This window comes from Actinokineospora sp. UV203 (assembly GCF_056323665.1).
In genome coordinates, this window is the sequence record NZ_CM150484.1 from 2,662,642 (window position 1) to 2,689,249 (window position 26,608).

Consider the following 26,608-nt stretch of genomic DNA (forward strand, 5'->3'; position numbering starts at 1 on the left):
ATGAGCCGCCTCGCCTGGACTGACCTTCCCGCACCCGTTCGGGCCGCTGTCACGGCCGAGTGCGGCGTGGTGACCGACGCCGAAGATCCCGGTGTCGGTCGCCAATCGGACTTCACCGCGACCCTCCGGATCGACGCCGGTCACGTGTTCTGCAAAGGCATCCGCACCGATAGCCCAAGGGCGGCAATGCACCGGCACGAAGCCTGTATCAACGCGTTCCTGCCGCCCGCCGCTCCCCGACTGCTCTGGCAAGTCGAAACCGAGGGATGGCTGGTCCTCGGCTTCGAGCAGGTCGCGGGCCGCCATGCCGATCTCGCGCCGGGCTCGCCGGATGTCGATGCGACGGTCCACGCGGTGGCTGAGCTGCGGAGTCCCGCACCACCGAGTGGTCCGGTGTTGGCCGACCAGTGGGCGCGGCTCGCCGCGTGGCGGCGACTGCGCCTTCGGATGGACGTCCCCGACCAGTACGTGGCCTGGGAGTCGCGGGCCGTGGACCTCGTCCGAGGTGACTCCTTGCTGCACACAGACATCCATGCCCTGAACCTGCTGATCGACGACCAGGTCCGAGTCGTGGACTGGGCGTGGGCAAGACAGGGGGCGCACTGGGTTGATCGCGCGTTCCTGGTGATCCGACTGATCGAAGCGGGACATCAGCCCGAGGACGCGCAGCGTCTGGTTGGGACACTGCCGGAGGCGCGAGCCACCGCGTTCGCCGTCGCCGTGCTGGGGATCTGGACCTACCTCGAGCACACCGACCCCCTCCCCCACCGGCCGCCGCTCACCGCCGCCGCCCAGGCGTGGGTCGATCTACGACTGCGGGCTGAGAGGTCCTAGGACTAAAGGAGGAGGGTGGCGCACGCCGATTCCAGGCAGACTGGGCCTGTGAACAACACGGAGTGGCAGCTTCGCGCGCCGGTCAATCTGGTGAGTCGGCGGGCGATCCTGCATTGGACGCTGAGCGCGCTGGTCGGCTGGGTGGTCGTGCTCGGCGGGCAGGGCATCCACCTGCTGGTCAACGACGATCCCCCGGCCTGGGCGCAGACGGTGGCGATCGTGAGTGTCGTCGTGGCCGTGGTGCACGTGCTGGTCATGCCGCGCTGGCGGTACGCGGTGCACCGGTGGGAGACGAACCCGGACGCGGTGTTCACCCGAAGCGGGTGGATCAACCAAGAGTGGCGGCTCGCGCCCGTGTCGCGCATCCAGACGGTCGACACCGCGCGTGGGCCGTTGCAGCAACTCCTCAAGCTGGCGACGGTCACGGTCACCACGGCGTCCGCGGCCGGGCCGGTGAAGATCGAGAACCTGGACGCCAGTGTCGCCGCCCGGCTCACCGATGAGCTGGTCTCGACCACCCAGGCGACCCCCGGGGACGCCACATGACCGAGTTCCCGGCCGCGCCGCCGGTCGTCGAGCCGAGTCGCGAGTGGGGCAGGCTCGACCCGCGGATGATCATCGTGCGGCCGCTCAACGAGCTGATGGGCCTGCTCATCCCGCTGTTCATCCTGATGTTCGCGGGCAACGGCGACACCTGGCGGATCGTCGCCGGTGGTGCGACCGTCGGGGCGCTCGTCCTCTATGGGCTGTTCAGCTGGGTCTCCACCAAGTACCGGATCACCGAGACCCAAGTCGAGCTCCACAAAGGACTCGTGCACCGCCAGCGCCTGGCCATCCCGCGCGACCGCATCCGCACGGTCGACCTGACGGCGAAGCTCGGCCACCGGCTGTTCGGCCTCTCCGCCGTCCGAGTCGGCACCGGCGAGCAGAGCCGCTCCGCCACCGACGGTGTCATCCTCGACGCGGTCACCGCGCAGGAGGCCGACCGACTGCGGCAGGTGTTCCTGCGCCGGGCCACCGCCACCCAGCCCATTGTCGGCGAGGACGACAGCACGTCCCTCTCTCACCTGGACAAACGCTGGTACCGGTACGCGCCGCTGACCATGTCCGGGCTGTTGACGATCGGTCTCGCGGCGGGCTTCGGGATGAACCTCGCCCGCGAGCTGAACCTGGAGTTCTCCGAAGCGGGACTGATCCGGTCGGTGTTCCACTGGGTGCTCAACACCACTCCGCTCGCGGTGATCCCGGTCGTGGTGGGTCTGGTTCTTGTGGTCTCGGTGCTGCTGTCGTTGCTCGCGTACCTGTTGCAGAACCACGACTTCCGGCTGACCCGCAACCCCGACGGCACCGTCCGCGTCCGACGCGGTCTGCTCACCACCCGCTCCGTGTCAGTCGAGGAGCAACGTCTGCGCGGCGTCTCGCTGCACGAACCGCTCCTGCTGCGGGCAGGCCGGGGCGCCCGGCTGACCGCCGTGACGACCGGGCTGGGCCGGGCCAGCGGCAGCAACCTCCTCCTCCCACCTGCCCCACGCGACGAGGCACACCGGGTGGCCGAGCGAGTGCTGCTGGCTGATCCGACCTCGGCCGACCTGACCCGCCACCCCGCGCGGGCGCGGGACCGGCGGCTGGTCCGGGCGGTGGGTCCCAACCTGGTCGTGGCCGGTGTGCTGGCCCTGCTCGCCGGGATCGCCGGGTGGCCGCCCTGGTTGTGGATCCTGGCGGTGTGCCTGGTGCCCGTGTCCGTCCTCCTCGGACTGGACCGCTACCGCAACCTCGGCCACGCGCTGACCGATCGCTACCTCGTCAGCCGGTCAGGCTCGCTCGACCGGGAGACGGTAGCCCTGCAGCGCACCGGGATCATCGGGTGGAAGATCGGCCAGACCTTCTTCCAGCGTCGAGCGGGATTGTTATCGGTCACCGCGATCACCGCAGCCGGCAAGGGCGGGTACACCGTGGTCGACATCGGCGAGAGCGATGGCCTCAAGCTCGCCGACGCCGCCATTCCTGACCTGCTCCGGCCCTTCCTGTCACGCAGTCCCTGACCAGCGTCGGTGCCCAAGTCGTGCCCATGTCGTGGAAGTGCTGGAGGCGAACGGCGGTATCCGCGGCTGGACACCGTCCGCGCTCATCGCCGCCAGGGCAAGGTCGCTGAACTGGCCGGATACGCCCGGGCTGGTCGCCAAACACCGCATTCCCACCGGACCAAGCGCACGGTCATCGCGGCCCACGGCGAGGACCGGGTCACTGAGGTGACCACCGCCGCCCTCGACCGCGAGTGGCGAATCCGGTCAGGGACCGAGCGCCGCGTCCCCCTCGACGCGGCACTCGTCATGAGACGAGCCAGGTGTGGACGGGTTCCGGCTCGCTCGACCGCGAGACGGTAGCCCAGCAGCGCACCGGGATCATCGGGTGGAAGACCGACCAACCTTCCTCCAGCGTCGGACCGACTTGTCATCGGTCACCGGTCACCGGGCACCGGGCTCGCCGACACCGCCATTCCCGACTTGCTTCGGCCCTCCCTGCCCTCGTCATGAGACGGGCCAGGTGTGGACGGGTTCGTTGCTGTGCATGAACTTCGCGTAGCGGCGGGTCATCTCACGCAGGGCCTGTTCACGGTTGACCGACGTGTTGGCCTCCAAGCCGCGCACCACGTCGACCTGCCAGGTGGCGCCGTTGCGGCCGGTGATGCAGCGCTGCTCGATCACGCCGAGCAGCCGGTCACGGTCGGCGGAGGCGACACCCCAGGCGTCGAGGCCGTCGTGGGCCATCGGGAGGAGGCGGCGCAGCACCAATTCCGCGGCGGGGACCTCGCCGACACCGGGCCAGTAGACACGCGCGTCGATGCCGTTGCGGGCGGCGGCGTGGAAGTTGTCGAAGGCGGCGGAGAAGCTCATCTGCGTCCACAGTGGGCGGTCCTGGTCGGCCAACGCGCGGACCAGGCCGAAGTAGAGGGCGCCATTGGCCATCGTGTCCACCACCGACGGGCCCGCCGGCAGGACACGGTTCTCCACCCGCAGGTGGGGGCGACCGTGCACGACATCGTAGATCGGGCGGTTCCAGCGGTAGATGGTTCCGTTGTGCAGCCGCAGTTCGTGCAGCTCCGGCGTGTCGCCGCGAGCGAGGACCTCCACCGGGTCCTCCTCGTCGCACAGCGGCAGCAGCGCCGAGTAGTACTGCACGTTCTCCTCGAACAGGTCGAAGATCGACGTGATCCACCGGTCGCCGAACCACACCCGCGGCCGCACGCCCTGCGCCTTGAGCTCATCCGGGCGGGTGTCCGTGGCCTGCTCGAACAACGCGATCCGGGTCTCGGCCCACAGCTGCTTGCCGAACAGATACGGCGCGTTCGCGCCCATCGCGAGCTGGATCGACGAGACGACCTGGCTGGCGTTCCAGAATTTCGCGAAGTCCTCCGGCGCCACCTGCAGGTGGTACTGCACGCTGGTGCACGCGCTTTCCGGGGCGATCGAGTCGGCCTGGGTCACCAGCCGCTCCGGGCCGCCGATGTTGATCTCCAGGTCCTCCCCGCGGGCGGCGAAGACCTGCTCGTTGAGCAGCTTGTACCGGGGATTGGCCGACAGCGTGTTCACCGAGATGTGGTTGCGGCGCAGCGTCGGCAGGATCCCGACCATCACGATGTGCGAGTTGACCTTGCTCGCCTTCGCCTCCGCCTCGTTGAGACTCGCGCGGACCAGGTCCTCGAACGCCACCAGGCCGTTCGGCTTCAACCGCTGCGGCGGAAGGTTGATCTCGATGTTGAACCGGCCCAGCTCGGTCTGGAAAGCCGGGTCCGAGATCGCGGCCAGCACCTCGGCGTTACGCATGGACGGGTCACCCGCGTCGTCGACGAGATTGAGCTCGATCTCCAGCCCGGCCATCGGCCGCTCGGACTCGAACCGCGACTCGGAGAGCATCTGCGCGAACACGTCCAGGCAGCGTCGGATCTTCTGCCGGAACCGCTGGCGGTCGGCGCGGGTGAACTCAGTCGACTCGACATCCTTGCCCATGCCCCAAGGGTGGTGGATCGGCGCGCCCCGCGCCACAGGTCACCGCCTGCGTGTGCCGAACACCCCACGCGTGATCTCACGGCCCAGCGCGCTCGCGGCCGACCGGAAGAACGACTTGACCGCGCTGTTGCCCATCACCTGCTCGATGAAGCCCGGCTCTTCCTTCTCCCGCGCGGGCGCCCGCTGCTCCTGCGGCTGCTCACCCGGGGGCTGCTCGGCGGGCGGTGCCATCTTCTGCGCCATCATCTCGTAGGCGGACTCACGGTCCACGGCCTGCGAGTACTTGCCGTGCAGCTCAGAGGCGGCGGCGGCCTGCTTGATGGCGTCGTCGCCGATGGTGTCCATCAGGGAACGTGGCGCGCGCAGCCGGGTCCACGCGACCGGCGTCGGCGCGCCCTTCTCGCTGAGCACCGTGACGACCGCCTCACCGATGCCCAGCGAGGTCAGCGCCTTGCCCAGCTCGTAGTGCGGGGTCGTGGGGTACGTCTTGACGTTCTGGGTCAGCGCCTTCTGGTCGTCCGGGGTGAACGCCCGCAGCGCGTGCTGCACGCGCGCACCGAGCTGCGAGAGGACCGCGTTGGGCACGTCGGTCGGCAGCTGTGTGCAGAAGAACACACCGACGCCCTTGGACCGGATCAGCTTCACGGTCTGCTCGATGCGGTCGAGAAACGCCTTCGACGCGTCATGGAAGAGCAGGTGCGCCTCGTCGAAGAAGAACACCAGCTTGGGCGCGTCGAGATCGCCCTCCTCGGGCAGCTCCTCGAACAGCTCGGCCAGCAGCCACATCAGGAAGGTCGAGAACAGCGCGGGCTTGCCCTGCAGGTTGCCCAGCTCCAACAGGCTGATGACACCCTTGCCGTCGGTCTGGCGGATGAGGTCGGTCACCGCCAGCTCGGGCTCGCCGAAGAACTCGTTCCCACCCTGAGCGTCCAAATTGGACAGTGCACGCAGGATGACGCCCGCGGTGGCCGACGACACACCGCCGATGCCCTGCAGATCAGCCTTGCCCGCGTCGCTGGTGAGATGCGTGATCACCGAGCGCAGGTCCTTGGTGTCGAGCAGCGGCAGGCCCTTCGTGTCGGCCCAATGGAAGATCAAGCCGAGCGTGGACTCCTGGGTGTCGTTGAGACCGAGCACCTTCGACAACAGAATCGGCCCGAACCCGCTGATCGTCGCCCGCACCGGAACCCCGATGCCACTGGTCCCCAACGACAGGAACTGCACGGGGAACGCGGTCGGCGCCCAGTCATCCCCCGTGTCCGCGGCCCGCGCCGTGACCTTGTCGTTCGACGCGCCCTGCTGCGCCAAGCCCGAAAGATCACCCTTGACATCAGCCATCACCACCGGCACCCCGGCATTCGACAACTGCTCGGCGATGCCCTGCAAAGTCTTCGTCTTACCCGTGCCCGTCGCACCCGCGACCAACCCATGCCGGTTCATCATCGCCAACGGAATCCGCACCCGCGCCCCCGCGTCGACCTGGCCGTCCACGACCACCGACCCCAACTCGACCGCGCTCCCCGACGTTGCGTAACCGGCCGCGATCTCCTGGGCCGGACTCGACTGCTCAGGCATGGGCGCCTCCCTCAGACAAGCCGTCAGAACCACGCGGAAGCCTAGAACGACTTCCCCCGGCGCGCCGGGGGAACGAACCCCACAGCCAGGGGAGATAAGCTCGCCTGGTGACGGACCGCCTGGTATGGATCGACTGCGAGATGACAGGGCTCGACCTCGGCAAAGACGCCCTGATCGAGATCGCCGCCCTGGTCACCGACTCCGAACTCAACGTCCTGGGCCCCGGGGTGGACCTCGTGATCCACACCGACGACGCCACCCTCGACGGCATGCCCGACGTGGTCCGCGAAATGCACGCGCGCTCCGGCCTCACCGAAGAAGTCCGCGCCAGCACCCTGACCCTCGCCGAAGCCGAACGCCAAGTACTCGACTACATCAAACAATGGGTCCCCGAGATCCGCACCGCACCCCTGTGCGGCAACTCGATCGCGACCGACCGCGGCTTCCTCGCCCGCGACATGCACGAACTCGACAACCACCTGCACTACCGGATGATCGACGTCTCCTCGATCAAAGAACTCTGCAGGCGCTGGTACCCGAGGATCTACTACGCGCAGCCCGACAAAGGCCTCGCCCACCGCGCCCTCGCCGACATCCAAGAGTCGATCCGCGAACTGCGCTACTACCGGGGAACCGCCTTCGTCGCCCAACCAGGACCCACAACGGAAGAGGCGAAAGCAGTGGCCGAATCCGTCAAGCCGACACCCAAGCCATAACCCATTTCAACCCCACCCAACCGACACGCTACGATGTTCCAGCACCAGTACACCGGTGCAGATGGTGGGTGTAGCTCAGCTGGTAGAGCACCTGGTTGTGGTCCAGGATGCCGCGGGTTCAAGTCCCGTCACTCACCCCATTGGGCCCCCCTTGTCTGCGGAAAGCGCAGACGAGGGGGGTTCGTCATTTGTCCTGGAGGGCGACCCCCCAGACCCCCACGGTGCGATCGGGGACCAACCCAGCCCTGCCGGACAACCAGTGCGGGCTCGCGCTGCGCGCATCGTGGTGCGTAACCAACGGCTGGGTCGCACACGGTGCGACGGTGAGCAACCCAGCCCTGCCGGACTCGTGGGTGCTTCGCTGCGCTCGCGATCAGGGGCGCGGCGGTGGGGGCCGCCGCGCCCCTGGGGCACTTTGTGGGGTGGTAGGTGGCGATGATTACGCCGCTGGAGGTGGGGGTGGCGCTTACCAGTTCCAGCTCCTTTAGGGGGGTGTTGTCGGTGAAGAGCTTCTTGCGGCCCTCGCCTGCCACTACGGGGTGGATTAGGAGGACCAACTCGTCTAGGAGGTTTGGTCTAGGAGGGAACGGACGAGGCCGGGGCTGCCTGCGACGCTGATGGTGCTGCCGCCGGTCTCTTTGAGGTCCCGTACGGCGGTGGCGACGTCGCCCTTGAGGAGGGTGCTGTTGGGCCAGTCGTCGACCGAATCCAAGGTGGTCGACGCGACATACTTGGGGTTGGTGTTGATCCAGTTGGCGAAGTCCTCGTCGGTCTCCGCGGTCGGCCAGTACTGAGCCCACTCCTGGTAGGTGACACGGCCGAGCAACACCGCGTCCGAGATCTCCAGGGTCGTGGTCATCGCCGCGCCCATCTCCTCGTCGAACTCGAACTGCCAATCGCCGGGGCTCTCGGCCACCCCATCGAGCGACACGAACAGCGTGGAAGACAGCTTGCGCAAACGTGCTCCCCAGGTAGGTGTGGCGCGGATCGCCACGTTCACGTCCCAGACCGTGATACACGCCTGGGGTGCGCCGGAAGGCCGAATCCCCGACAAAGTTCCCTACAAATGGTAACCGGGAAATGGCTGTTGGTAACTGGTGAATACCCGTTGTGGGTGTTCAACAGGGTGCGGCTATACCTAGTTTTCTCCTTGTTGCCGGGTCGAGGGACCGGCACGAAAGGAGAAGCACCTCATGAAGGTTCGTTCCCTGCTAGTCGGACTCATGGCGGCCGCCGCGATGGTGGCCGGGTCCGGCGCCACGGCATCCGCTGACGACGTCAGCCCGATGATCGTGGGTGGCGGCAACGCCACCCAGACCTACAGCTTCATGGTGTCCCTGCAGTCCACCAGCGGCAGCCACTTCTGCGGCGGCTCGCTGATCAAGGCCAACTGGGTCGTCACCGCGGCCCACTGCGTCTCCGGCAAATCCCCCAGCAGCGTCCAGGCGCGCATCGGGACGACCAACCGCACCAGCGGCGGCAGCGTCGCCCGCGCGTCCCGGATCATCATCCACCCGAGCTACCGGGGCCCGTACGACATCGCCCTGGTCCAGCTCAGCACCAGCGTCAGCCAGGCGCCGGTGACGATCGCCAGCGCGTCGGGCGCCGTCGGCACCCGCACCCGCATCATCGGGTGGGGTCAGACCTGCCCGATCCGGGGAGCCTGCGGCGCCCCGGTGACCCTGCAGGAGCTCAACACGTCGATCGTGGCGGACAACGAGTGCAGCGGGATCAGCGGCTCGATCGAGATCTGCACCGACAACCCCAACAACAGCGCGGGCGCCTGCTACGGCGACTCGGGTGGTCCGCAGATCAAGGCCGTGAACGGCGTGTGGCAGCTCATCGGCGCCACCAGCCGCTCCGGTGGCGGATCGCAGTGCGCGGTGGCCCCGTCGATCTACACCGACGTCCCCGCGTTCCGCAGCTGGATCCAGCAGTACACCGGAGCCCTGTAGTCCGGTGACCGACAGCGCCCCCACCTCCCGGGTGGGGGCGCTGTCGCGTCCGCGCGATGATTACCGAATGCGCGACATCGAGATCAAGGACGACATGATCAGGCTCGGCCAACTGCTCAAGCTGGCGGGCCTGGCCGAGGACGGCGCACACGCCAAGGAACTGCTCGACGCCGACGAGGTGGCGGTGAACGGCGAACCCGAGATCCGCCGGGGCAGGCAGGTCCACCCCGGCGACATCGTCACCGTCGGCCCCGACGAGATCCGAGTGGCGAGCCGCCGTTAGCGCTTGCCGCCCTGTTTCCAGGTCTCCCAAGGGATCTGCCACACGCTGAGGCCGTCCCAGGCCTCCAGCACCGGGCCGCCGGTGTTCTGCACGGTGATGACGTCGCCCTTGTTGGAGATGCTCTGCAACCAGGTGGCGTTCTCGGTCGACATGTTGATGCAGCCGTGGCTGACGTTGCGGACCCCCTGATCACGCACGGACCACGGCGCCGAGTGGAAGAAGATGCCGCTGTTCGACATCCGGCTGGCCACGGCGACCTTCGTCCGGTACCCCGCCGAGGAGTCGACCGGGACGCCGTAGGTCGAGGAGTCCATCGTGTAGTTGGTGTGCTCGCTCATGACCACGTAGGTGCCGACGGGCGTCTCGTGGGCCTTCTTGCCGGTCGAGATCGGAATCGTGCGCGCGACGACACCGTTGACCGTCACCGTCATCTGGTGGGTCGCCCCGTCGGCCACCGCGACGACCGAGTCGCCGATCGTGACAGTCGCCTTGCGGTCCTCACGGCCGAAGACACCGTTGCCGAAGTGCTTGCCGTAGACGGCGGCGTCGACCGTGACCGTGGTGCCCGCCTTCCAGTACTCCTTCGGGCGCCAGTGGACTTCCTTCTCGCCGAACCAGTAGAACGCGCCCTCGGTGGTCGGCGACGCGGTGATTTTGATGGCCTTCTCCGCGGCCGCCTTGTCGGCGATGTTGGCGTCGAAATAGAACGCGAACGGCTGGCCGACACCGACCTTCTGCCCGTCGAGCGGATTCATCGACAGCGCGGTCTGCCGCTTCGCCTTGGCCGTGGTGAACGTCGACGCGGACGTGACCGTGGCGCCCGCGGGGTCCTTGCCGGTGGCGGTGACCGTGTACGACTTGCCGTAGCCAAGCTTCTCCGCCGCCGCCCACGACTTCCCGTCGGCCGCGACCGCCCCCGCGACCTGCTTTCCGTCCGGCCCCTTGAGGAGCACCTCGGTGACCGTCCCGCCCGTGGCGGCCACGGTGACCGGGTCGCCGGGAGCGACATCCACCGCTTTGTCCGCGGGCGTCAACGCCAGCGCGATCGGCCCCGAAGGCGCGCTGGACGCCCCCGCTGTGATCGTCGCCTCACCGGGAGGCCCCTCAGTCTGCGCGGCCGGTGCGGTCACCGTGCACCCCGCCGCGAACGCCACGACGACAACTACCGCCGCGACAACCCGCGCACCGCGTAGCGGCGCACGTCCTCCCCTGGTCATACCGACCTTCCATCCTGCTCACAACGGGCCCCGACCATGGAACACAGTGTGCCCGACCGGACCGACTCTCCGGTCGAACTCTGACCAAGCTGAGACCAACCCCCCGATTTCTTCCGGGCGGACACCCTGTGCTAACTTTTCTCCCGTCAGAGCGGGAGAACTTCCCGCGAGCGTCGCTAGCTCAACTGGCAGAGCAGCTGGCTCTTAACCAGCGGGTTCGGGGTTCGAGTCCCTGGCGGCGCACATTTCTGTATCGACGCCCACCTGCAAGCATCCTTGATCAATAGGATCTTGCCGGTGGGCGTCGATCTTGTGTGGGACCACCGTGGGACCAAATGTGGCCCACGCCGGACTGGCCCACAGGCAGGACGACGTCCCAACCCGCAATGTTCGCCAGGTCGAGTGAAGGGACCAGGCGTGATCCGCCTGGCCACCCGTGGTCGTCCTAGTTGCAGGTCAGCGAACACCAGACACTGCGTTCACCGGTGCAGTCGTTGAACACGCTGATGTAGCTGCCCATTGTCGTGACGGCCGCCTCCGGAGCGGCAGCGTCGGTGCTGATCTCCGGGATTGCCTGCAGTGCGAGAACGTGGTTCATGATCCGTTCCTTTCCTCTGGTATGTCCGCAGTGAACACATGTGTGCCGCGGGCGAGGACGTGCTCGATGGCAAGCAGCACGCCCGCGCTCCCGCTCGCCAGGTCGGCGTGGAAGCGGGAGGTGTAAGAGCCGAGGACACGGAGCCCGTCGGCACAAGGGACGACGTATTTGGCGAGGCTGGTCGCGATGCGCACGGCGACGGAGTGATCGGCGGGTCCGCCTGCGTGGCGGGCATGGGTGGCGAAGGCGTACGCCCACGCGGCCACACCGCTGTAGAGGCCTGGTTCGACCGAACTCGTGGCGCGACAAGCCGCCAGCACTCTGGGGAGGGCATCGGCGCAGCGGTCGTCGCCGGTGGCGGTGACGACGCGGGTCAACGCGGTGGCCACCCCGGCCGCGCCGGTGGACAGGTAGCAGGTGATCCGTCTGCCGTTGGTATCGGTGAACAGCAGGCCGTCCTCCCCTGCGTCGATTGCGAGGTCCAGTTCGGCGTGCATCAGGGACACGGCGGCGTGCGAATACCGGCGCTCTCCGGTGTGGCCCGCGAGGGCGTGCAGGAACAAGACCACACCCGACAGGCCGGACTCCAAACCTGCGGGGCCCACGGGCAAGGCCGCTTCCGTGACCAGGGTGTCGCCGATGCGGGAAGCGTGGGCGAGCAGACGTTCGTCGCCGGTCGCGGCGCGCACCCCCAGGCAGGCCATACCGATTCCGGCGGCTCCGTGGCCGTAGCCGTGGTCGGTGAGTGGGTGTCGCAGGGCCGTGTCGAGCAAGTGTCTCGACTCGTCCAGCAGGCCGAATTCGGCGAGGACCCAGGCGATGCCGGCGGTTCCGGTTTGCAGACCCGGCGGGAGTTCGGCACCGTGGTCGACGGTGTCCTTTCGGAACCGGTTGAGCACGGCGGGCGGCACGGGCCTGCCCGAGTGGCGCAGAGCGTGCAGGACACCGGCTGTGCCCAAGGCGACGCAGTGGTGGTTGCTCTTGTATGCGGCGATTGGCGGCGGGAACATCCACTCGGGACGCTCGGGCCGGGCCGAGGCAAGGATGCCCGCGGCGAGTCCGTCGGCGAGGACCCGCAGGCAGCGCACCGGGTCCGCGTCGAGGTCGGCGACACTGGGAACGCCGAACGGACCTGGTGCGTCGTCGTTCGGTGGACGCGTGTGGCCGTGCGTCGCGGTCTTCCACAGCCTTTCCGGGACCGGGCCCGCGGCTTCCAGGTCGCGGCGGATGAGGTCGAGCCGCCCGGTGGTTTTCGGCAGCACCCCGAAAGGGAACAGCATCAGCATGGCGATGGCGGCGTAGCCGTGGTCGTCGGTCGTCGCCTCGCAGGGGGCCGGGGGTTCGAAGTCCACGAGCCGGACGGTGTCGTCGTCAAGGACCCGGACCGTGGCATGACCGACGTCGGCGAGACGCAGCCCGAGCTTGCTGCGCCGGTCGAGGGCCGCGCGCAGCGACGCGAGCACCATCTCGACGCGCCTGAAGTAGGCCGCGCGGCGGGCGGGGTGGACATCGAGTCTGTGCAACACGCCGTTGACCGACACCCATTGCAATACCGAGCGTCCCTGGATGGGCGCGGTGACCAGGTATTCGTGCTCCCACGCGCGGAAGTGGTCCAGCGGCTCGGGACCGAGCCCAGGGTCGACCTGGTGCGCGCGCCGCAGCGACTCGCGCTCGCGGCGCAGCCGCTGCGGCGCGTCGGAGCCGCCGGCGGTGTACCCGGTGTGCGGCCTGGCTTCCTTGACGAGCACCGGCCGCCCGGTGATCTGGTCCACCGCGAGGTATTCGGCGACTCCGTTGCCTCGACTGAGCGCGCCGCGCACGGCGTAGCGGCCTGCAAGAAGTGGGTTCGCCGCCTGAGGATCGACCGGCGGGAACAGGTCGCCGACACCGTCGGGCAGCTCGAATCCCCTGTCCCCGTCCGAAAGGCTGTGACGGTAGTGGACGACGCCGGCGTCACCATAGCGCCGGGCGGTGACCACGAGCGGTCCCCGCTCCCCCACGAGGTCGGCCGCGAGCACGCGGATCAGGTCGCGAGCGGAGCCCGCGTCCGACGGGTAGGCGCGGCAGAACTGACCGGAGAGCTGCCAGGGCCCGTCCTTGTGGTGCACCGCGCGAAATGCCAATTCCGTCGCAAGGTGCTCGAAGGCGATCCCGGCGGCGAAGCACGCGGCGGCCACAATGTCGAGCACGTGGTGTACCCGATCGGAACGGGCGCAGACATGCACGATCCACCCGCTCGGCCGAGGAACGGTGGGGTCAGGGCTCCATTTGGCCCACAGCGAGTCCGCATGGACCGTCCAGTCCGCGGGTACGGCACCGGGCCGGTACCGCTCGCCAGGGTTCGGCGCCGCGTTCACCGCGACGAAGTGCTCGTCATCGGCGACCGTCCACCAGAAGTCGTGCATCGAGGCCCCCGTCTAGTCGGGCACCGCGACCCGCCCCCGTAACTGGGGCGGGTCGCCGGGCCGCATGGGTCAGCAGACCGCGACGCTCACGTCGCTGCGGCAGAGGAACAGGCTCAGCGAACTCCAGGTCGCCGAGGCGTCGCCGTGTTCCACGGCAGGGGCGCCGGACATCTCCTGGAGGGCAAGGATGTTCTGCATGGATCTTCCCTTCGTTGGTTTCCCGGTCGCGTTCGCGACCAAGTCGGGTGGAGTCGCCGCCGCGTCAGCCGACGACGGTCAGCAGCACCCCGGATTCGTGGGCTTGGACGCCTGCGAGTTCGTCCACTGTGAACAGTGGATCCGGCCGCGGGTCAAGCAGTTGGGACAGGAACAGCAGCACCCCGGCCGACCCGCTCCACAGGTCGGCACTGAACCGGTGCCGGAACTCGCCGAGGAAGCGGACGCCGTCCTCGTGCGGGACGGCGTACTTGCAGAGGGCGCGGGCGGTCCGCGTCGCCGTGGCGCGGGTGGCGTGATCGCCGGTGAGCCGAGCGTGGTCTGCCGTCGCCAGCCCGAGCCCGCTCAGCCCCTGGTAGAGCCCGGGCATCACGGTGAAGAGGCCGCCAATCCGCAGCAGCAGTCTGGGCAGGGCCGCGGCGAGCCGTTCGTCGGGTGCGTCCCGCAGGTACCGGGTGGACGCCATCACCATTCCCGCCGACCCGCAGTAGAGGTAAGGCATGCTGCGGGAGTCGGTGGCCGACACGGGGAACGCCAAATCGTCGGCGTCGGGGTCGGAGGCCCGGTCGAGTTCGGCGTGCAGCAGTCGGGTACCCCGCTCCCGCAACGACACGTCACCGGTGACCCCGGCGAGTTGCTGCATCATCAGCGCGATGCCGCAGCGGCCTTCGAGCAGGCCGGTGGCATCGTCGGGGCCGAGCAGGGCGATGAGATCCTGCCCGTCGGGCAGGCCGGCCGCCAGTGCGGCGGCACGGTCGATGTGGTGTTCGCGGCGGGTGTGGCCGTAAAGGGCGAGGTGGGCCATCGCGAGTCCGGCCGAACCGCTGCCGTAGGTGGCGCGGGCGCCGACGAGCGGGTGGCGATCCGCCTCGGCCAGCAAGTCGACGGCCTCGTCGACGTGACCGAGATCCGCCAGGACCCAAGCGATGCCCGCGAGACCGTAGAGCAGACCGGGAGCGAGATCCGGGATCGAGCGCACCGTGTCTCGGCGCAGGCGGGCCACGATGTCGTCGGGAACCGGGCCACCGCTACGGCGCAGCGCGTGCACGACACCCGCCGTCCCGTACGCCACACACAGGGTGTTGCTGGCGAAGCCCTGTGGAATCGTCGGGTACACCCGGTCCGGATGCCCCGGCTCTGCCATGGCCGCGAGCCCGGTGGCGACTCGGTCGGCGAGGTCGCGCAGGTGTGTGTCGGGGTCGGCGGCGACCTGCTCCGGACCGGGCAGGACAGGGTCGGCACCGGGCCGGTGGAACCGGGTGGCCTTGGCCCACAGCGCCTGCGGCACCGGGCCGAGTTCGGCGAGGTCGTACCGCAGGTGCGCGAGGACGTCGGGATTGCGCTGGACCCCCTGCTGGAGCGGGGCGAGCATGAACTGGGCGAGCGCGGCCAGACCGTAGTCGTCGAAGACGAGCGGGTCATCGGAGACGAGCTCGCGAGGCGGGGTGAACCCCTCGGCGCCCATCGGCGGCAGTGTTTCGTCGACCCGGTGCGCGGCCTCGAAGTCGACCAGGCGCACACCGTCGCCTTCAGTGACGATCACGTTGCCGGGGTTGACATCGACGAACACGTAGCCGAGGACATGCAGCCTGGCGAACGCCCGTTCGACCCCAGCGAGGATCTTCTCGCAGCGCGCGTGATAGTCGGCGACCTCGTCCCCGGTGGGCTTGGATCTGATCAGCGTGCTGTGGGCGACGACCCAGCTTTTGAGCGGGATGCCGTCGATGTGCTCCTGCACCATGAAGTCGTGTTCCCACTCGCGGAACATCGCGATCGGCTCAGGGCACAGGCCAGGTTCGATGGCGTGCAGGGCTCGCATGGTGTCCCACTCGCGCCGCAGCCGGTATGGGGCGGCACGGCCGTCCCAGGTGAGTCCGGTGTGGGCGCGGGCCTCCTTGATCACCACCTGACGGCCGGTCGACTCCTCTCGCGCGAGGTAGGCGCCGCCCGCGTTGCTGTGCTGCAGGGCGTGTTCGAAGACGAAACCGTGGAAGGTGGTCGACGCGGGCTCGGCTGGTGCGGGCCGGGCGAACGGGTCGGTGACACCCGCGGGCAGCCGGAACGCCACATCCCTGCGGTCCTCGGCGATGGCGCCGTGCGCGTCCAGCAGCACGGGCATGCTCGATCCGTCGGGCAGCCGCTGCTGCATCCTGGCGAACGCGCCATAGCGGTAGTGCACGGTCCGCGAATCGCCGAACCTGCGGTCGGTCAGAATATACGGTCCGTCCTCTTCGGACAGATCGAGGCTGAGTCGGTCCATCAGGGTTCGAGCCTGGTCGACATCGGCCGGGTAGATCGCGCAGAGTTTGCCGCTTTGCGGACGGGGGCCGTGCTTGTGGTTGAGCCATAGGAAGAACAGCCGGGCGGCGATGTGTTTGAACGCGACGCCGTGCTCGACGCACGCGGTCCCGACAACGGCGAGGACGTGCGCGACGCGGTCAGGTGCGGCGGAGACGTGAACCTTCCACCCCTGTTTGGCGGGCACGTGGTCATGGGGCATCCAGTGGGTCCAGAGGCCAGCCTCCATCCTGTGCCAGTGCGCGGGCATCTCCCCCGGATGGAACACCTCGCCGCGATCGGCCGCGGTATGCAGCGGTGCGTAGAAGTCGGGGTCGGCCATGGTGAAGGCGAACTCGCTCATCGTGTCTCCTATGCGGACAGTGGGGCCAGGTGTGGAGCGTCGGCGCCGAACAACTCCCGGTAGACTCCGTCGACGCGGATGAGCTGGTCGTGGTGGCCGCGCTGGACGATCCGGCCGCCGTCGACGACGATGATCTCGTCGCTGTTGCGCACGGCGCTGAGCCGGTGCGAGATGACGATGCGCGTGACAGCGAGCGCGCCGAGGGCGGCGTCGACCCGGCGTTCGGTCGCCGGGTCAAGGTTGCTGGTGGCCTCGTCGAGAATCAGCAGCCGGGGCCGGTGCGCCAGCGCCCTGGCGAGTACGACCCGCTGCCGCTGGCCGGTCGACAGCGCCGATCCGCCTTCGCCGACCACGGTGTCGTAGCCCGCGGAGAGCGCGCGGACGTCGTCGTGCAGTCCTGCGGCCTTGGCCGCGGTAGCGACGTCGTCCGTGCCGATGCCGTCCCTGCCGAGGGTGATGTTCTCGGTGATTGTCGTGTTGAACAGGCTGAGGTCCTGCAGGACCGCCCCGCAGCACGACCGCAAGTCGGTGAGGTCGAGGTCGGCCAACGTGATCCCGTCATGTCGGACCTCGCCCGCGCTGACCGGGAGCAGGCCGAGCACCACCTTCGCCAGCGAGCTCTTGCCGGAGCCCGTGCGGCCGACCACACCGAGTTTCGCGCCGGGCGGCAGGTCTAGGTCGATCCCGGCGAGCACAGGCGGGAGGTCGGCCCGGTAGCGGGCACAGACATCGGTGAGCTGGATCCGGGTGGGGCGATGTGCGGGAAGCGCCACTGTGCCGGTGGACTCGCCCGGAGTGTCGACCACGTCGAACAGCCGCTCGAGTTGGGCGAGGACGGCGTGATAGATCTGACCGGTCGTGGCGAGGGTGTCGAGCGGGGCGAGCACGGACAGCGCGATCACATTGGCGGCAAGCATCGCGCCGAGGGTGAGCTGCCCGGTGATGACCAGCCACACCCCGCCCCAGAGCAGCATCAGCGGCCCAAGCGCGGCGACCGCGCGTTGCGCCGCGCTCATCCATGCCGCGGCGCGGCCCCGGCGCAGCACTTCTCGCTGGTAGGCACCGAACAAGTCCGCCCAGCGGCGGGTGATCGGGCCCTCAACGCCATTCGCGCGAACCGCGACGACGGCCTCCAGCGCTTCGGCGAGGTAGCTCTGTTCGTCAGCCTTGGCGGCGAGTTCCTGCTGCGTCCTGGTGCGCAGCGCGCGATGGCTGCCGACCAGCAGCGCTAGGTGCAGGACGACGATCGGCAGCACGCCGAGCAGGTAGAGCGGCGACAGCAGGAGCAGCCCGACCAGGTACCCGCTGAGCAGGAACCCGTCGAGGATCGTGGTCAGCAGTTGCTGCGTCAGTGTTTCGCGCACCGTGGACACGCTCGACAGCCGCATCAGCAGGTCGCCACGGCCCCGGTCGAGGTGGAAACTGACCGGCAGCCGGAACAGGTGGTGCACGAACCCGCGGGTGATTGTCCAGTCGCCGCGGGCCCGCAGCGCGAGCAATACGAGGCCGCGCGCGGCCGTGAACATCCCGGTGAGCAGGGCAACGGCAAGGACGCCGAACCCGAGCACGCCGAGCAGATCGGTACGGCCGTGCGGAACGATCGAGTCCACAATGGTCTTGGTGAGCAACGGCACGGCCAGCCCGAGCGCCTGCAGGACCGCGGCCAACGCCGCGGTGAGGCCGAGCAGCCGCTTGCCGCCCGGTGCGGCGAGAATCAGCCGCAGATACCGGGTGATGGTCGCGTCGCGCCACCGGGTTCGCCGGGGCTGAAACGACGCCGTCGGTGTCAGTCGCACCAGCGTGCCGTGGTAGTGGCGGTCGAAGTCGGCCCTGGCCACCCGGCTGCGGCCTAGCGCGGGGTCCACCAGCGCCACCTGGTGCCGGTTCACCCTGGCGACGACGACATATCCGCTCGCGCCGTACCTGGCGATCGCGGGCCCGGCCAACGGTTCGGCGAAGGGGTCGGCGGTCTCGTCGACGCGGGCGGCGATGCCCAGCCGGTCGGCGGCGTCGGCGAGGTGGTCGACGGAGGTCACGTCCCGGCATTCCGGCACCGACGTCGCCCGTCCGTAGTAGCTGGCGATCATCGCGAGACAGGCCGCCGCGCCCTCGGACTTGGTGAGCTGGAACCGGATTGGCACCGTTCTCCGCCAGAGCACAGTGGACATCAGCGTCTCCCGCGATCAGGGGATGGCACCGGATGGTGACCGCGGTAAGTCAACGGGCCCGGCTCGCGGTCCACCAGGAACATCGACCGGCACATTCCCGGCAGTTCGCCGTGCGCAGGCGCCGATTCTCCGCGCTGCGAATGTGGGAGCGGCGCGGGCCCGGCTGTTGCGCAAGGCAGGCCGGTCGGAGCAGGCGGCGATCGCGCGCGGCCGATGCGAGCTGCCGACGAGTTCCCCGACGGCCAGGTCTATTCCGATGTGGACGGTCCGACCGGCCCCGCGAAGCCCGCGGCGGTGGTGGCCAGGGTGCTGCGCTCTCTCGGCGAAAACACGCCACCGGGCAACGCCGACGAGAGCGCCGCGGCCTGGTGGCGCGACGCAACGGCCAGATCATGGCCGGGAGAACGTGTATACCCCAACCCCGGTGAGCCGGCGCTACCTGGTGCCCGCCAAGGTCGACCAGGTCTATCCGCTGGTCCTGCGCTCGCTGTCGGCCGGGGAGGTGCGCACCGGTCTTGGCACTCGCTGTCCGTCCCCGGTGGCAGGTGCAGGCCAGATCGGGCGTAGTCGGTCGAGCAGGTCCCTGGTGTGGGCGACCACCGAACCGCGCCCGGACCGACTGACCCAGTGCGCCATCATCGCGTCGATGGCGCCGAGGTACGCCCCGGCGATCAGGTGCCGGACCGGGTCGGGCAGGTCGGCGGTTTCACGCCCCATGAGTGCGACGGCCCGGTCGATCCACTCGCGACTCGACGCGGCGGCGATTGCGAGGGTTGGTGACCGGTCGAGTGCGGCGTAGGCGGTGAGCACGTCGGCGCGGTGGGCGTCGATGTGGCGGGCGACCGCGAGGCAGGCGGCTTCGGCCACGGCGACCGGTGGCGTGTCGACACGCGCGGCCATCGAGTCGTGCACCGAGTCGTCCCAGACCGCCAGCCATCGGCTCGAAACCTCGAGCACGATGAGGTCCTTGGAAGGGAATCGCCGGTAGACGGTACGTCGGGACACACCCGACGCGTGTGCGATCTCCTCCATCGTCACGTGGTCGAAGCCGTGCCGGTCGAACAGCGCCAGTGCGGCGGCCACGACGGCGTCCTTGGTTTCGGCATGTCGGCGCGCGCGCAGTTCGGGCATGCGGACGATGGTACGTGTCGCGTGACATCTTGTGCCGAGTTGGCATGATGTGCCAACGTGAGCGTATGCACAAAGACGTGCCGAGGACCCGGAATCGCTACTGGCCCCGCCGCGCCGTGGGACTTCCACCCGGGCAGCGCCTGTTGACGGTGATGCCGCGGTTCACCGACCGCCCGCACCTGCCGCCGCCGGAGATGCCGGACGAGCCCCGGCTGGAGATCAGCAACGAGGGCGAACCGGTCGCCGTGGTGACCGCGGCTGACCTGGTGGCGCTGCGCCCCCGGGATCATCTGGCCGACTTCCACTGCGTCACGACCTGGTCGGTGACCGGATTGGTGTGGACCGGCGTGCCGCTTCGTGAGGTGTTCGCCTCGGTGGGGGTCACAACCAAGCCGGCGCCCTTTCTGGTGGCCCGCACCGGCGACCGGCGCGCGGCCGCCTTCGTCTGGGAGGACGTGACCGCCGCCGACGTGGTGCTGGCCACCCACCTCAATGGGGTCCGGCTGGACGGACGCCGTGGCGCGCCGCTGCGCCTGGTGTCGCCCAGCCAGTACGGGTACAAGAGCGTCAAGCACCTGCTCGCCATCGACTTCCGCACCGAACGGCCCCGGGTCCGGCCGAAGGAGCACCTGCGCGCCCGGGTCGCACTCGAGGAGCGACACCCGGTCCTGCCGAGCTGGATGGTCAAGCCGCCCTACCGATTGACCATAGGGCTGACCGCCCACATCGCCGAGCGGTCGGCCGTCCGGCACCGTGATTCTCCATCAAGGCTCGCGTGAAGCTGCTTGTTGGGCGGCTCATGCGGGCGACGGGGGTGTTGGCGGCCGCATGAGCCGAGCCAACGCGTGAACGTGTGGCAGAGCAGCGCAGGTGCGTAGGGATCGTGTCCGCGGCCAGGTCCTCGCCCACGAGCGCGACGGTCCAGGTCGCGGTCACCTCGGTGAACGACGTTGGGCAGGCGGGACACGGTGAATCGCCGGTCGCCATCGAGATACCACCAGGAGCACAGTCCGGCGATGGTCATAGCGGTCCGCCTGGCCGCGCACGTGCACGCCGCCGGGGAAAGTGTGTCGCGCCCGGTGACGACGGCGAGAGGAAGTGGACATGGACGCATCAGCCTCGGTGCTGGCCGCAAGACCACCGGACCCGGCTCCGCACGGGGAGTTCGGTGCCGAGCTGCGTGATCACCGGGTCGGGTGCGGGCTCACCCAGGAGGAGCTGGCCGAGTTGTCCGGGCTGAGCGTGCGTGCGATCCGCAATCTGGAACAGGGCCGCACCGGCAGGCCGCAGCGGCACACGGCGCGGTTGCTGGTCGACGCTCTCGGACTACGCGATCCGGCGCGGGCCCGGCTGTTGCGCAAGGCAGGCCGGTCGGAGCGGGCGGCGATCGCGCGCGGCCGATGCGAGCTGCCTGCCGCGACGGTCGCCCTGGTGGGTCGTGCGGACGTGGTCTCCGCCGCGCTCGCCGATCTGCTTGCCGGTTTCGCCATGATCAGCGGCGGCCCGGGGGCCGGGAAGACGGCGACCGTCGCGACCGTCGCGCACCTGGTGGCCGACGAGTTCCCCGACGGCCAGGTCTATTCCGATGTGGACGGTCCGACCGGCCCCGCGAAGCCCGCGGCGGTGGTGGCCAGGGTGCTGCGCTCTCTCGGCGAAAACACGCCACCGGGCAACGCCGACGAGAGCGCCGCGGCCCTGCGCGCGGTGCTGGTGGCGCGACGTGTGCTTCTGGTGCTGGACAACGTCACCGCCGAGGCGCAGGTGCGGCCGCTGCTGACCGGGTCGACGGGCAGTGCGGTGCTGGTGGCGGCCCGACGGGCACCGTTCGCCTTCGGATCGTGCGCCGCCGCCCGCCTCGACGCCCTCGGCGAGCACGCCGCCATGGCGTTGTTCGCGGGTCTGGCCCCGCCCGGACGGGCCGCGGCCGAGCCCGCCGCGGCTGCGAGCATCGTTCGGTACTGTGCGGGGATGCCGCTGGCCCTGCACAACGCCGCGGCCTGGGTGCTCGCCCGCCCGTGGCGGCCGCTGGCCGACCTCGCCGCTCGGCTGGCCGATCCTGCCGCCCGGCTCAGCCACCTCGCGGTGGGCGACCTGTCGGTGGCGGCGAGCATCGCACGGCATCTGCGGGCGCTCTCCCCCGAAGACCGGGCCGCGCTGCGCCGGGCCCGCGACGGCTCCGCCTCCGACGACGACGCGGACCGGCTTCAGCATGCCCACCTGCTGCGGCCAGGACTGGGCCTGGACCCGCTCGTCGCCTTGCACGCGGACGTCGGTCAGTGATCCGCGGCGGCGGTCTCCATGAGCACGCCCCGGTTCGCCGGCCCGGTCTTCGTCAGCAGACTCGCGACGTGTTTCTCTACGGTGCGCGGGGAGATGTGCAGACGCGCGGCGACGGATTTGTTGCTCAACGGCGGCCAGCAGCCGCCACACCTCGAATTCCCGCGAGGTCACGCCCAGTCCGCGCAGCGCGTCCGGAACGAGTTCGATGCCGGTCCGCCGCTGACGCACCGGTTCCCTTATCCGGCGCAGCACGGCGCGGCAGGCTCTGGCGACCGCGGTCACTCGCTCCGGTGGAAGTGCTCCTCGGCCTGCCGCAGCCACTCGCGCGGCGTTCCTTGACCTCGTCGGCGCTGGTGAGCACGCAGGCGGCGAACTGGTCGGCGACGTCCTCCTCGCGGCCGGTGATCTTGAGGTCCAGTTCGCCGACGTCCAGCTGCCCATTAATTTAACCAGCGGGTTCGGGGTTCGAGTCCCTGGCGGCGCACAAAAACCCAGGTCATTGACCTGGGTTTTTTGCTGTCTAGGCCACCTCCACACGTTACTCAATGCTTTGGTCTGACCTTGTCAACAACGCGCGGTGCAGAGCGTTCGCGGCTTTCGCCGAACCGGACTTCCGGCCCATGTAGACGTCCTGGGTCATGCTGGGCCGAGCGTGGCCGAACTGGTCGGCGATGAGCCGGGCACACGGGCCCGCGTCGTCGAGCATGGTCGCGCAGGTCTTGCGGAAGACGTGGACATTGTGTGCTCCGATCACGCAAGTGCCAGACTTCCAGCCGCGGTTCGAACGTGTCGACAGCCCGATCAAGGTGGAGATGCGGTTCTCCCGTGGAAGCATCGGCAGCATGGTCGAGCTCCGAGACGCGACGCGGGCCGACGCGCATGCCATCGCCGACGTGCTGGTGCGGTCTTGGCGCGCCGCCTACCGCGGGCTGCTCCCCGACGATGTTCTGGCCGGCATGTCCATCCCCGAGCGGGAACAGTTCTGGTCGGATGCCCTCACCGCCTGCCCGCCGCACACCGGCGCGGTCGTCGCGACGGTCGCGGGTGCCGTCGTCGGCTTCGCCGCGACCGGGCCGCCGCTCGTACCCGCCGACCGGGCCGATCCCACGCTCGGCGACCTCTACACCCTCTACCTCGCCCCCGACGTCTGGCGTCGCGGCATCGGCACCCTGCTCCACGCCGCCGCCATCGACCGGCTCCGATCTTGCGGCTTCACCCACGCGGGTTTGTGGGTCCTCGACACCAACGAACGCGCCCTGCGCTTCTACCTTCGCCACGGTTGGACCGACACCGGACGTGCCCAGTTCGACCGCGGGCCCGGCGGCACCGAGCTGCACGAACGGCGACTCCACCGAGACCTGGGCGACTGAGCCACGCCATCAGCGCGACCGGGCCACAGCAACCAAACCGCGGCCCTCGAACAGGAAGGCCACCCGCGACGCGGGTGGCCATGCTCGCCGCCATGGGAAGTCCTACTCCGTGCTCGACGCGAACGTGACGCAGTGACCGCGTTGGTCAGCCGACTGTCAGTGGCGCGGATGAAGTAGGCCCGCTCGGCCCCTTCGACGGGCTCGCCGCCCGCGGTCACCGTCGCCGCCAAGGTCGGTGGGGCGACCGGATCGGTGACCCGCACGGGCTTCCACGGCGATGACGGTCGCCGTGCACGATCCCGGCTCGGTGCCGCACGCGGCCAGCCCGGCCGCGGCGACCAGCACCACCAAGAGCCCCCGCGGCGCGGGGACCCGGCTCGATGTCATGTGATCGACATCCACCGGCGGACCCGTCGTCCGCGGCCCGAGCGGCCGGTTCGTCGAACGGACGCGGGTAATACGCGGTGAGCATGTCGGCCACCCGTTCCGCTCGGTCTCCAGGTCACCGACGACGACTTGTTCCGCGCGGCAGTTCCGCCGCCCAGTCGTCGCCGGCGCCCAGCAGCTCCTGGGCGCGGTCGCTCGCTCGCAGCGCGGGTCGCCGGTCGTTCGCGCACTGTGGATTCAGGCGAAGCGGGCGACGAATCGTTTCTGCCATGGGGTTTCGACGGCTCGGGGCGAGTAGTTCTCGCGAACGTAGGCGACAGCTTTGGCGGCGGGAACGCCTTCGAGGGTGACGAGGCAGGACATCGCTGTGCCGGTTCGTCCGAAGCCGCCGCCGCAGGCTATTTCGACGCGATCGTTCTCGGCGCGCTTCAGTAATTCACGCAACGTGTCGGAGAAGGCCGCGGGGTCGGAGGGCAGCCAGAAGTCCTTCCACCGCACCCATCGGCTTTCCCAGTCGACCTTGGCGGGTTCCTTGCCCTGCAGGTATATCCCGAACTCGGGCAGCTGACCCGCGGGAAGCGGGTTTCGCAGGCCCCGGCCGCGGACGAGCGACCCGGACGGCAGACGCAGCAGTCCCGGCGTGTCCGGGGCCCAAGTCGCATTCGTCACTCGACGTCCTTTCGATGAGTGTGGCGGCGATCCATCAGCCACGACTGTGACATCCGGACTGAGTGCCGCGCTCGCTTTCGCGCCGGGTCAGTCCAGGCAGAACTCGTTGCCCTCGGGGTCGGCCATCACGATAAAGCCCGCGCTCATCGGCGGAGCGGGCTCGTCGCGGCGCACCCGCGTCGCTCCGAGCGCGACGAGCCGCTCACACTCGGCCTCCAGCGCCGCCATCCGCTCCTCCCCCTCCAGTCCAGGGGCCGCACGGACATCGAGGTGGACCCGGTTCTTCGCGACCTTGTTTTCGGGCACCTGCTGGAAGAAAACCCGCGGACCGTGCCCGTCCGGATCCTCGATGGCCGACCGCGTGTTGCGCTGCTCCTCCGGCACACCCACCCGCGCTAGGAACTCGTCCCACGCGGCCAGCGGGTCGGCGCCAACGGGCAGCTCGACACCGGGCGGGCCGGGGTGGACGTAGCCCAGTACGTCACGCCAGAAGGAGGACAGCGCCCGCGGATCGTGGGCGTCGAAGGTGATCTGGATGTGGCGGCTCATCGGCTGCTCCGTTCTGCGTCCATGGACCCCACCCTGACACGCCTTGCGGACAGGTTCAGTCCGCGGTCCGCCCGGATTTGATGACACGCCTCGAACCCGCGTCCGGGCTGGGCACGTCTCCGAGCCCGATGAGCAGGGTGCGCAGCAGGGCCGCGAGTTGCGTCTGTTCCTCGGCGCTCAGGCAGGCCAGCAGGCGTTCCTCGTGGGCCACGTGGTGGACGAGGACCTCGTCGACCAGGGCCAAGCCGCGCTCGGTCAGGGTGATCACGACGGAGCGCCGGTTGTCGGGATCGGTCTCGCGGGTCACCAGGCCCCTGGCCACCAGCCGGTCGATGCGGTTGGTGATGGCGCCGGAGGTGACCATGGAGCTGTCCGAGAGCGCGCCCGCGGTCAGCCGGTGGGGCGGCCCGGACCGGCGCAGGGTGCCGAGGATGTCGAACTCCCAGAGCTGCAGGTCGTGCTGGGCGAAGTTCTCGCTCAGCCCGCGCTCGAGCCGCCTGCTCGCCCGCTGGACGCGGCCGACGACACCCATCGGCGACGCGTCCAGGTCGGGCCGCTCGGCACGCCACTGTCCCAGCACTCGGTCGACGTTGTCGCCCATCCGGACCTTCCTCGAAGTCGGTTGACGAAGAGTACCAACAACCTTAAAGTCTTCAACATTGAACATTTCAATGTTGAGGAGTTTGCCATGACTTCCGCACCTGCCGTCGATGATGCGACGCGCACGGCGGCGTTCACCGCTCTCGCCGCCATCGCGCCGATCAGCTGGGGGACGACGTACCTGGTGACCACCGAGTTCCTCCCGCCGGACCGCCCGCTGCTCTCCGCTGTGCTTCGCGCGCTCCCGGCCGGGCTCGCGGTCCTGCTGCTCACCCGGACGCTCCCGCGCGGCCGGTGGTGGTGGCGCTCCGCGGTGCTGGGCGCGCTCAACATCGGTGCGTTCAACGCGCTGCTGTTTATCGCCGCCTACCGCCTGCCCGGGGGGCGTCGCGGCCACCCTCACCTCGATGCAGCCACTCCTCGTCGCCGGTTTGGCCGTGGTGCTGCTGGGAGAGCGGCCGACGACGTGGCGGCTCGGCTGGGGCGTCGCCGGCGTGGCGGGTGTCGCCATGATGGTGCTGCGCGGGGACGCGGGCTTCGACCTCGTCGGCGTTGTGGCGGGCCTCGCGGCGGCCTTGTCGATGGCCACGGGCATTGTGCTCACCAAGCGGTGGGGTCCACCGGACGGCGCCGGTCTGCTGTCGTTCACCGGGTGGCAGCTCGCGGCCGGTGGTCTGCTGCTCGTCCCGCTCGCGGCGATCTTCGAGGGCCCGCCCCCCCGGTTGGACGCGGCCGCGGTCGGCGGGTACGCCTGGCTGGCGCTCGTCGGCACCCTGCTGGCATACGTGCTCTGGTTCCAGGGCGTCGGGCGGCTGCCGGTGTCGGCGGTGTCGTTCCTCGTCCTGCTCTCCCCCGTGGTCGCGACCGCCTTGGGCTGGCTCGTGCTCGGGCAGCCGCTGACCATCGCGCAGACGATCGGGTTCGCCGTGGCCATGGTCTCGATCCTCGGCGCACAACTCACACCACAAGCGGCCCGCGCACTGCTGACCCGCTGACTCACTGACCAC

24 protein-coding genes, 2 tRNA genes and 1 pseudogene are annotated in these 26,608 nt (G+C 69.4%); 12 read left to right on the plus strand and 15 right to left on the minus strand.

Going from position 1 to position 26,608, the window contains the following annotated elements; all coding sequences use genetic code 11:
- The 3 genes from ACUZ2Y_RS12435 to ACUZ2Y_RS12445 are packed head-to-tail and all read left to right on the plus strand — an operon-like array spanning position 1 to position 2,876.
- Positions 1–834 (plus strand): phosphotransferase family protein, encoded by an 834-nt coding sequence (locus tag ACUZ2Y_RS12435; protein WP_476330159.1) that lies wholly within the window; start codon positions 1–3, stop codon positions 832–834.
- 48 nt (positions 835–882) lie between these two features.
- The gene (locus ACUZ2Y_RS12440) at positions 883–1,380 is read left to right on the plus strand and encodes a PH domain-containing protein (protein WP_476330161.1); all 498 of its coding nucleotides are present in this window, start codon (positions 883–885) and stop codon (positions 1,378–1,380) included.
- The gene (locus ACUZ2Y_RS12445; RefSeq protein ID WP_476330164.1) at positions 1,377–2,876 is read left to right on the plus strand and encodes a PH domain-containing protein; all 1,500 of its coding nucleotides are present in this window, start codon (positions 1,377–1,379) and stop codon (positions 2,874–2,876) included. Before ACUZ2Y_RS12440 ends, ACUZ2Y_RS12445 begins: the two co-directional genes overlap by 4 nt.
- A 486-nt stretch (positions 2,877–3,362) precedes the next feature.
- Here ACUZ2Y_RS12445 and ACUZ2Y_RS12450 read toward each other — a convergent pair whose 3' ends face one another.
- Both ACUZ2Y_RS12450 and ACUZ2Y_RS12455 read right to left on the minus strand, forming a co-directional pair.
- Positions 3,363–4,841 carry a glutamate-cysteine ligase family protein gene (locus ACUZ2Y_RS12450; protein WP_476330167.1) on the minus strand — a complete coding sequence of 493 codons (1,479 nt, stop codon included), beginning with the start codon at positions 4,839–4,841 and terminating at the stop codon, positions 3,363–3,365.
- A gap of 39 nt (positions 4,842–4,880) precedes the next feature.
- Positions 4,881–6,416 carry a helicase HerA-like domain-containing protein gene (locus tag ACUZ2Y_RS12455; protein WP_476330170.1) on the minus strand — a complete coding sequence of 512 codons (1,536 nt, stop codon included), beginning with the start codon at positions 6,414–6,416 and terminating at the stop codon, positions 4,881–4,883.
- Positions 6,417–6,523: 107 nt separating this feature from the next.
- On the opposite strand from ACUZ2Y_RS12455, the gene orn reads away from it, so the two are divergent.
- Both orn and ACUZ2Y_RS12465 read left to right on the plus strand, forming a co-directional pair.
- On the plus strand, positions 6,524–7,132 hold the full coding sequence (gene orn, locus ACUZ2Y_RS12460) for an oligoribonuclease (RefSeq protein WP_476330173.1): 609 nt from the start codon (positions 6,524–6,526) through the stop codon (positions 7,130–7,132).
- 64 nt (positions 7,133–7,196) lie between these two features.
- Positions 7,197–7,272, plus strand: a tRNA-His gene (locus tag ACUZ2Y_RS12465).
- Positions 7,273–7,694: 422 nt separating this feature from the next.
- On the opposite strand, the gene ACUZ2Y_RS12470 is transcribed toward ACUZ2Y_RS12465, so the two are convergent.
- Entirely contained in the window at positions 7,695–8,090 is a 396-nt protein-coding gene (locus ACUZ2Y_RS12470) for a dihydrofolate reductase family protein (protein WP_476330176.1), read from the minus strand.
- 235 nt (positions 8,091–8,325) lie between these two features.
- Here ACUZ2Y_RS12470 and ACUZ2Y_RS12475 point away from each other — a divergent pair, with 235 nt between their 5' ends.
- Both ACUZ2Y_RS12475 and ACUZ2Y_RS12480 read left to right on the plus strand, forming a co-directional pair.
- On the plus strand, positions 8,326–9,087 hold the full coding sequence (locus ACUZ2Y_RS12475) for a S1 family peptidase (RefSeq protein ID WP_476330179.1): 762 nt from the start codon (positions 8,326–8,328) through the stop codon (positions 9,085–9,087).
- Between the two features lie 4 nt (positions 9,088–9,091).
- Entirely contained in the window at positions 9,092–9,370 is a 279-nt protein-coding gene (locus ACUZ2Y_RS12480) for an RNA-binding S4 domain-containing protein (protein WP_476330182.1), read from the plus strand.
- On the opposite strand, the gene ACUZ2Y_RS12485 is transcribed toward ACUZ2Y_RS12480, so the two are convergent.
- Positions 9,367–10,587 carry a L,D-transpeptidase gene (locus tag ACUZ2Y_RS12485; RefSeq protein WP_476330184.1) on the minus strand — a complete coding sequence of 407 codons (1,221 nt, stop codon included), beginning with the start codon at positions 10,585–10,587 and terminating at the stop codon, positions 9,367–9,369. The genes ACUZ2Y_RS12480 and ACUZ2Y_RS12485 overlap by 4 nt on opposite strands.
- Positions 10,588–10,757: 170 nt before the next feature.
- Between ACUZ2Y_RS12485 and ACUZ2Y_RS12490 the strand changes: the two genes are divergently transcribed.
- Positions 10,758–10,830: transfer RNA gene (locus tag ACUZ2Y_RS12490), tRNA-Lys, on the plus strand.
- Positions 10,831–11,032: 202 nt separating this feature from the next.
- Here the strand turns inward: ACUZ2Y_RS12490 and ACUZ2Y_RS12495 are convergent.
- The 6 genes from ACUZ2Y_RS12495 to ACUZ2Y_RS12520 all read right to left on the minus strand — a co-directional run bounded on the left by ACUZ2Y_RS12495 (position 11,033) and on the right by ACUZ2Y_RS12520 (position 19,746).
- Positions 11,033–11,185, minus strand: a complete 153-nt coding sequence (locus ACUZ2Y_RS12495; RefSeq protein ID WP_476330186.1) for a hypothetical protein — start codon at positions 11,183–11,185, stop codon at positions 11,033–11,035.
- A complete protein-coding gene (locus ACUZ2Y_RS12500; RefSeq protein ID WP_476330189.1) occupies positions 11,182–13,590 on the minus strand; it encodes a class III lanthionine synthetase LanKC N-terminal domain-containing protein in 2,409 nt (802 codons plus the stop codon). Before ACUZ2Y_RS12500 ends, ACUZ2Y_RS12495 begins: the two co-directional genes overlap by 4 nt.
- A 69-nt stretch (positions 13,591–13,659) precedes the next feature.
- The gene (locus ACUZ2Y_RS12505; protein ID WP_476330192.1) at positions 13,660–13,788 is read right to left on the minus strand and encodes a SapB/AmfS family lanthipeptide; all 129 of its coding nucleotides are present in this window, start codon (positions 13,786–13,788) and stop codon (positions 13,660–13,662) included.
- Positions 13,789–13,852: 64 nt separating this feature from the next.
- Positions 13,853–16,447 carry a class III lanthionine synthetase LanKC gene (lanKC, locus tag ACUZ2Y_RS12510; RefSeq protein WP_476330195.1) on the minus strand — a complete coding sequence of 865 codons (2,595 nt, stop codon included), beginning with the start codon at positions 16,445–16,447 and terminating at the stop codon, positions 13,853–13,855.
- Positions 16,448–16,455: 8 nt separating this feature from the next.
- Entirely contained in the window at positions 16,456–18,615 is a 2,160-nt protein-coding gene (locus ACUZ2Y_RS12515) for a peptidase domain-containing ABC transporter (RefSeq protein WP_476330198.1), read from the minus strand.
- Positions 18,616–19,080: 465 nt separating this feature from the next.
- Positions 19,081–19,746: a TetR/AcrR family transcriptional regulator gene (locus tag ACUZ2Y_RS12520; RefSeq protein ID WP_476330201.1), complete on the minus strand. Its 666-nt coding sequence runs from the start codon at positions 19,744–19,746 to the stop codon at positions 19,081–19,083.
- Between the two features lie 116 nt (positions 19,747–19,862).
- Between ACUZ2Y_RS12520 and ACUZ2Y_RS12525 the strand changes: the two genes are divergently transcribed.
- Both ACUZ2Y_RS12525 and ACUZ2Y_RS12530 read left to right on the plus strand, forming a co-directional pair.
- On the plus strand, positions 19,863–20,525 hold the full coding sequence (locus ACUZ2Y_RS12525) for a molybdopterin-dependent oxidoreductase (RefSeq protein ID WP_476330204.1): 663 nt from the start codon (positions 19,863–19,865) through the stop codon (positions 20,523–20,525).
- 325 nt (positions 20,526–20,850) lie between these two features.
- Positions 20,851–22,026: a helix-turn-helix domain-containing protein gene (locus ACUZ2Y_RS12530; protein ID WP_476330207.1), complete on the plus strand. Its 1,176-nt coding sequence runs from the start codon at positions 20,851–20,853 to the stop codon at positions 22,024–22,026.
- On the opposite strand, the gene ACUZ2Y_RS12535 is transcribed toward ACUZ2Y_RS12530, so the two are convergent.
- Both ACUZ2Y_RS12535 and ACUZ2Y_RS12540 read right to left on the minus strand, forming a co-directional pair.
- Complete coding sequence (locus ACUZ2Y_RS12535; protein ID WP_476330210.1) at positions 22,020–22,154, minus strand: LuxR C-terminal-related transcriptional regulator; 135 nt, start codon at positions 22,152–22,154, stop codon at positions 22,020–22,022. The two genes, ACUZ2Y_RS12530 and ACUZ2Y_RS12535, sit on opposite strands and share 7 nt — an antisense overlap.
- A 410-nt stretch (positions 22,155–22,564) precedes the next feature.
- Positions 22,565–22,780: a hypothetical protein gene (locus tag ACUZ2Y_RS12540; RefSeq protein ID WP_476330212.1), complete on the minus strand. Its 216-nt coding sequence runs from the start codon at positions 22,778–22,780 to the stop codon at positions 22,565–22,567.
- Positions 22,781–22,784: 4 nt separating this feature from the next.
- Here ACUZ2Y_RS12540 and ACUZ2Y_RS12545 point away from each other — a divergent pair, with 4 nt between their 5' ends.
- The gene (locus ACUZ2Y_RS12545; RefSeq protein WP_476330215.1) at positions 22,785–23,396 is read left to right on the plus strand and encodes an N-acetyltransferase family protein; all 612 of its coding nucleotides are present in this window, start codon (positions 22,785–22,787) and stop codon (positions 23,394–23,396) included.
- Positions 23,397–24,020: 624 nt separating this feature from the next.
- On the opposite strand, the gene ACUZ2Y_RS12550 is transcribed toward ACUZ2Y_RS12545, so the two are convergent.
- The 3 genes from ACUZ2Y_RS12550 to ACUZ2Y_RS12560 form a co-directional block, all read right to left on the minus strand.
- A complete protein-coding gene (locus ACUZ2Y_RS12550) occupies positions 24,021–24,452 on the minus strand; it encodes a protein-tyrosine phosphatase family protein (RefSeq protein WP_476330218.1) in 432 nt (143 codons plus the stop codon).
- 87 nt (positions 24,453–24,539) lie between these two features.
- Positions 24,540–25,001, minus strand: a complete 462-nt coding sequence (locus ACUZ2Y_RS12555; RefSeq protein WP_476330221.1) for a VOC family protein — start codon at positions 24,999–25,001, stop codon at positions 24,540–24,542.
- Positions 25,002–25,056: 55 nt separating this feature from the next.
- Positions 25,057–25,602, minus strand: coding sequence for a MarR family winged helix-turn-helix transcriptional regulator (locus ACUZ2Y_RS12560; RefSeq protein WP_476330224.1), 546 nt, complete (start codon positions 25,600–25,602; stop codon positions 25,057–25,059).
- An 87-nt stretch (positions 25,603–25,689) separates the two neighbouring features.
- On the opposite strand from ACUZ2Y_RS12560, the pseudogene ACUZ2Y_RS12565 reads away from it, so the two are divergent.
- Positions 25,690–26,596 (plus strand): annotated as a pseudogene (locus ACUZ2Y_RS12565) (EamA family transporter).
- Positions 26,597–26,608 lie beyond the last annotated feature (12 nt).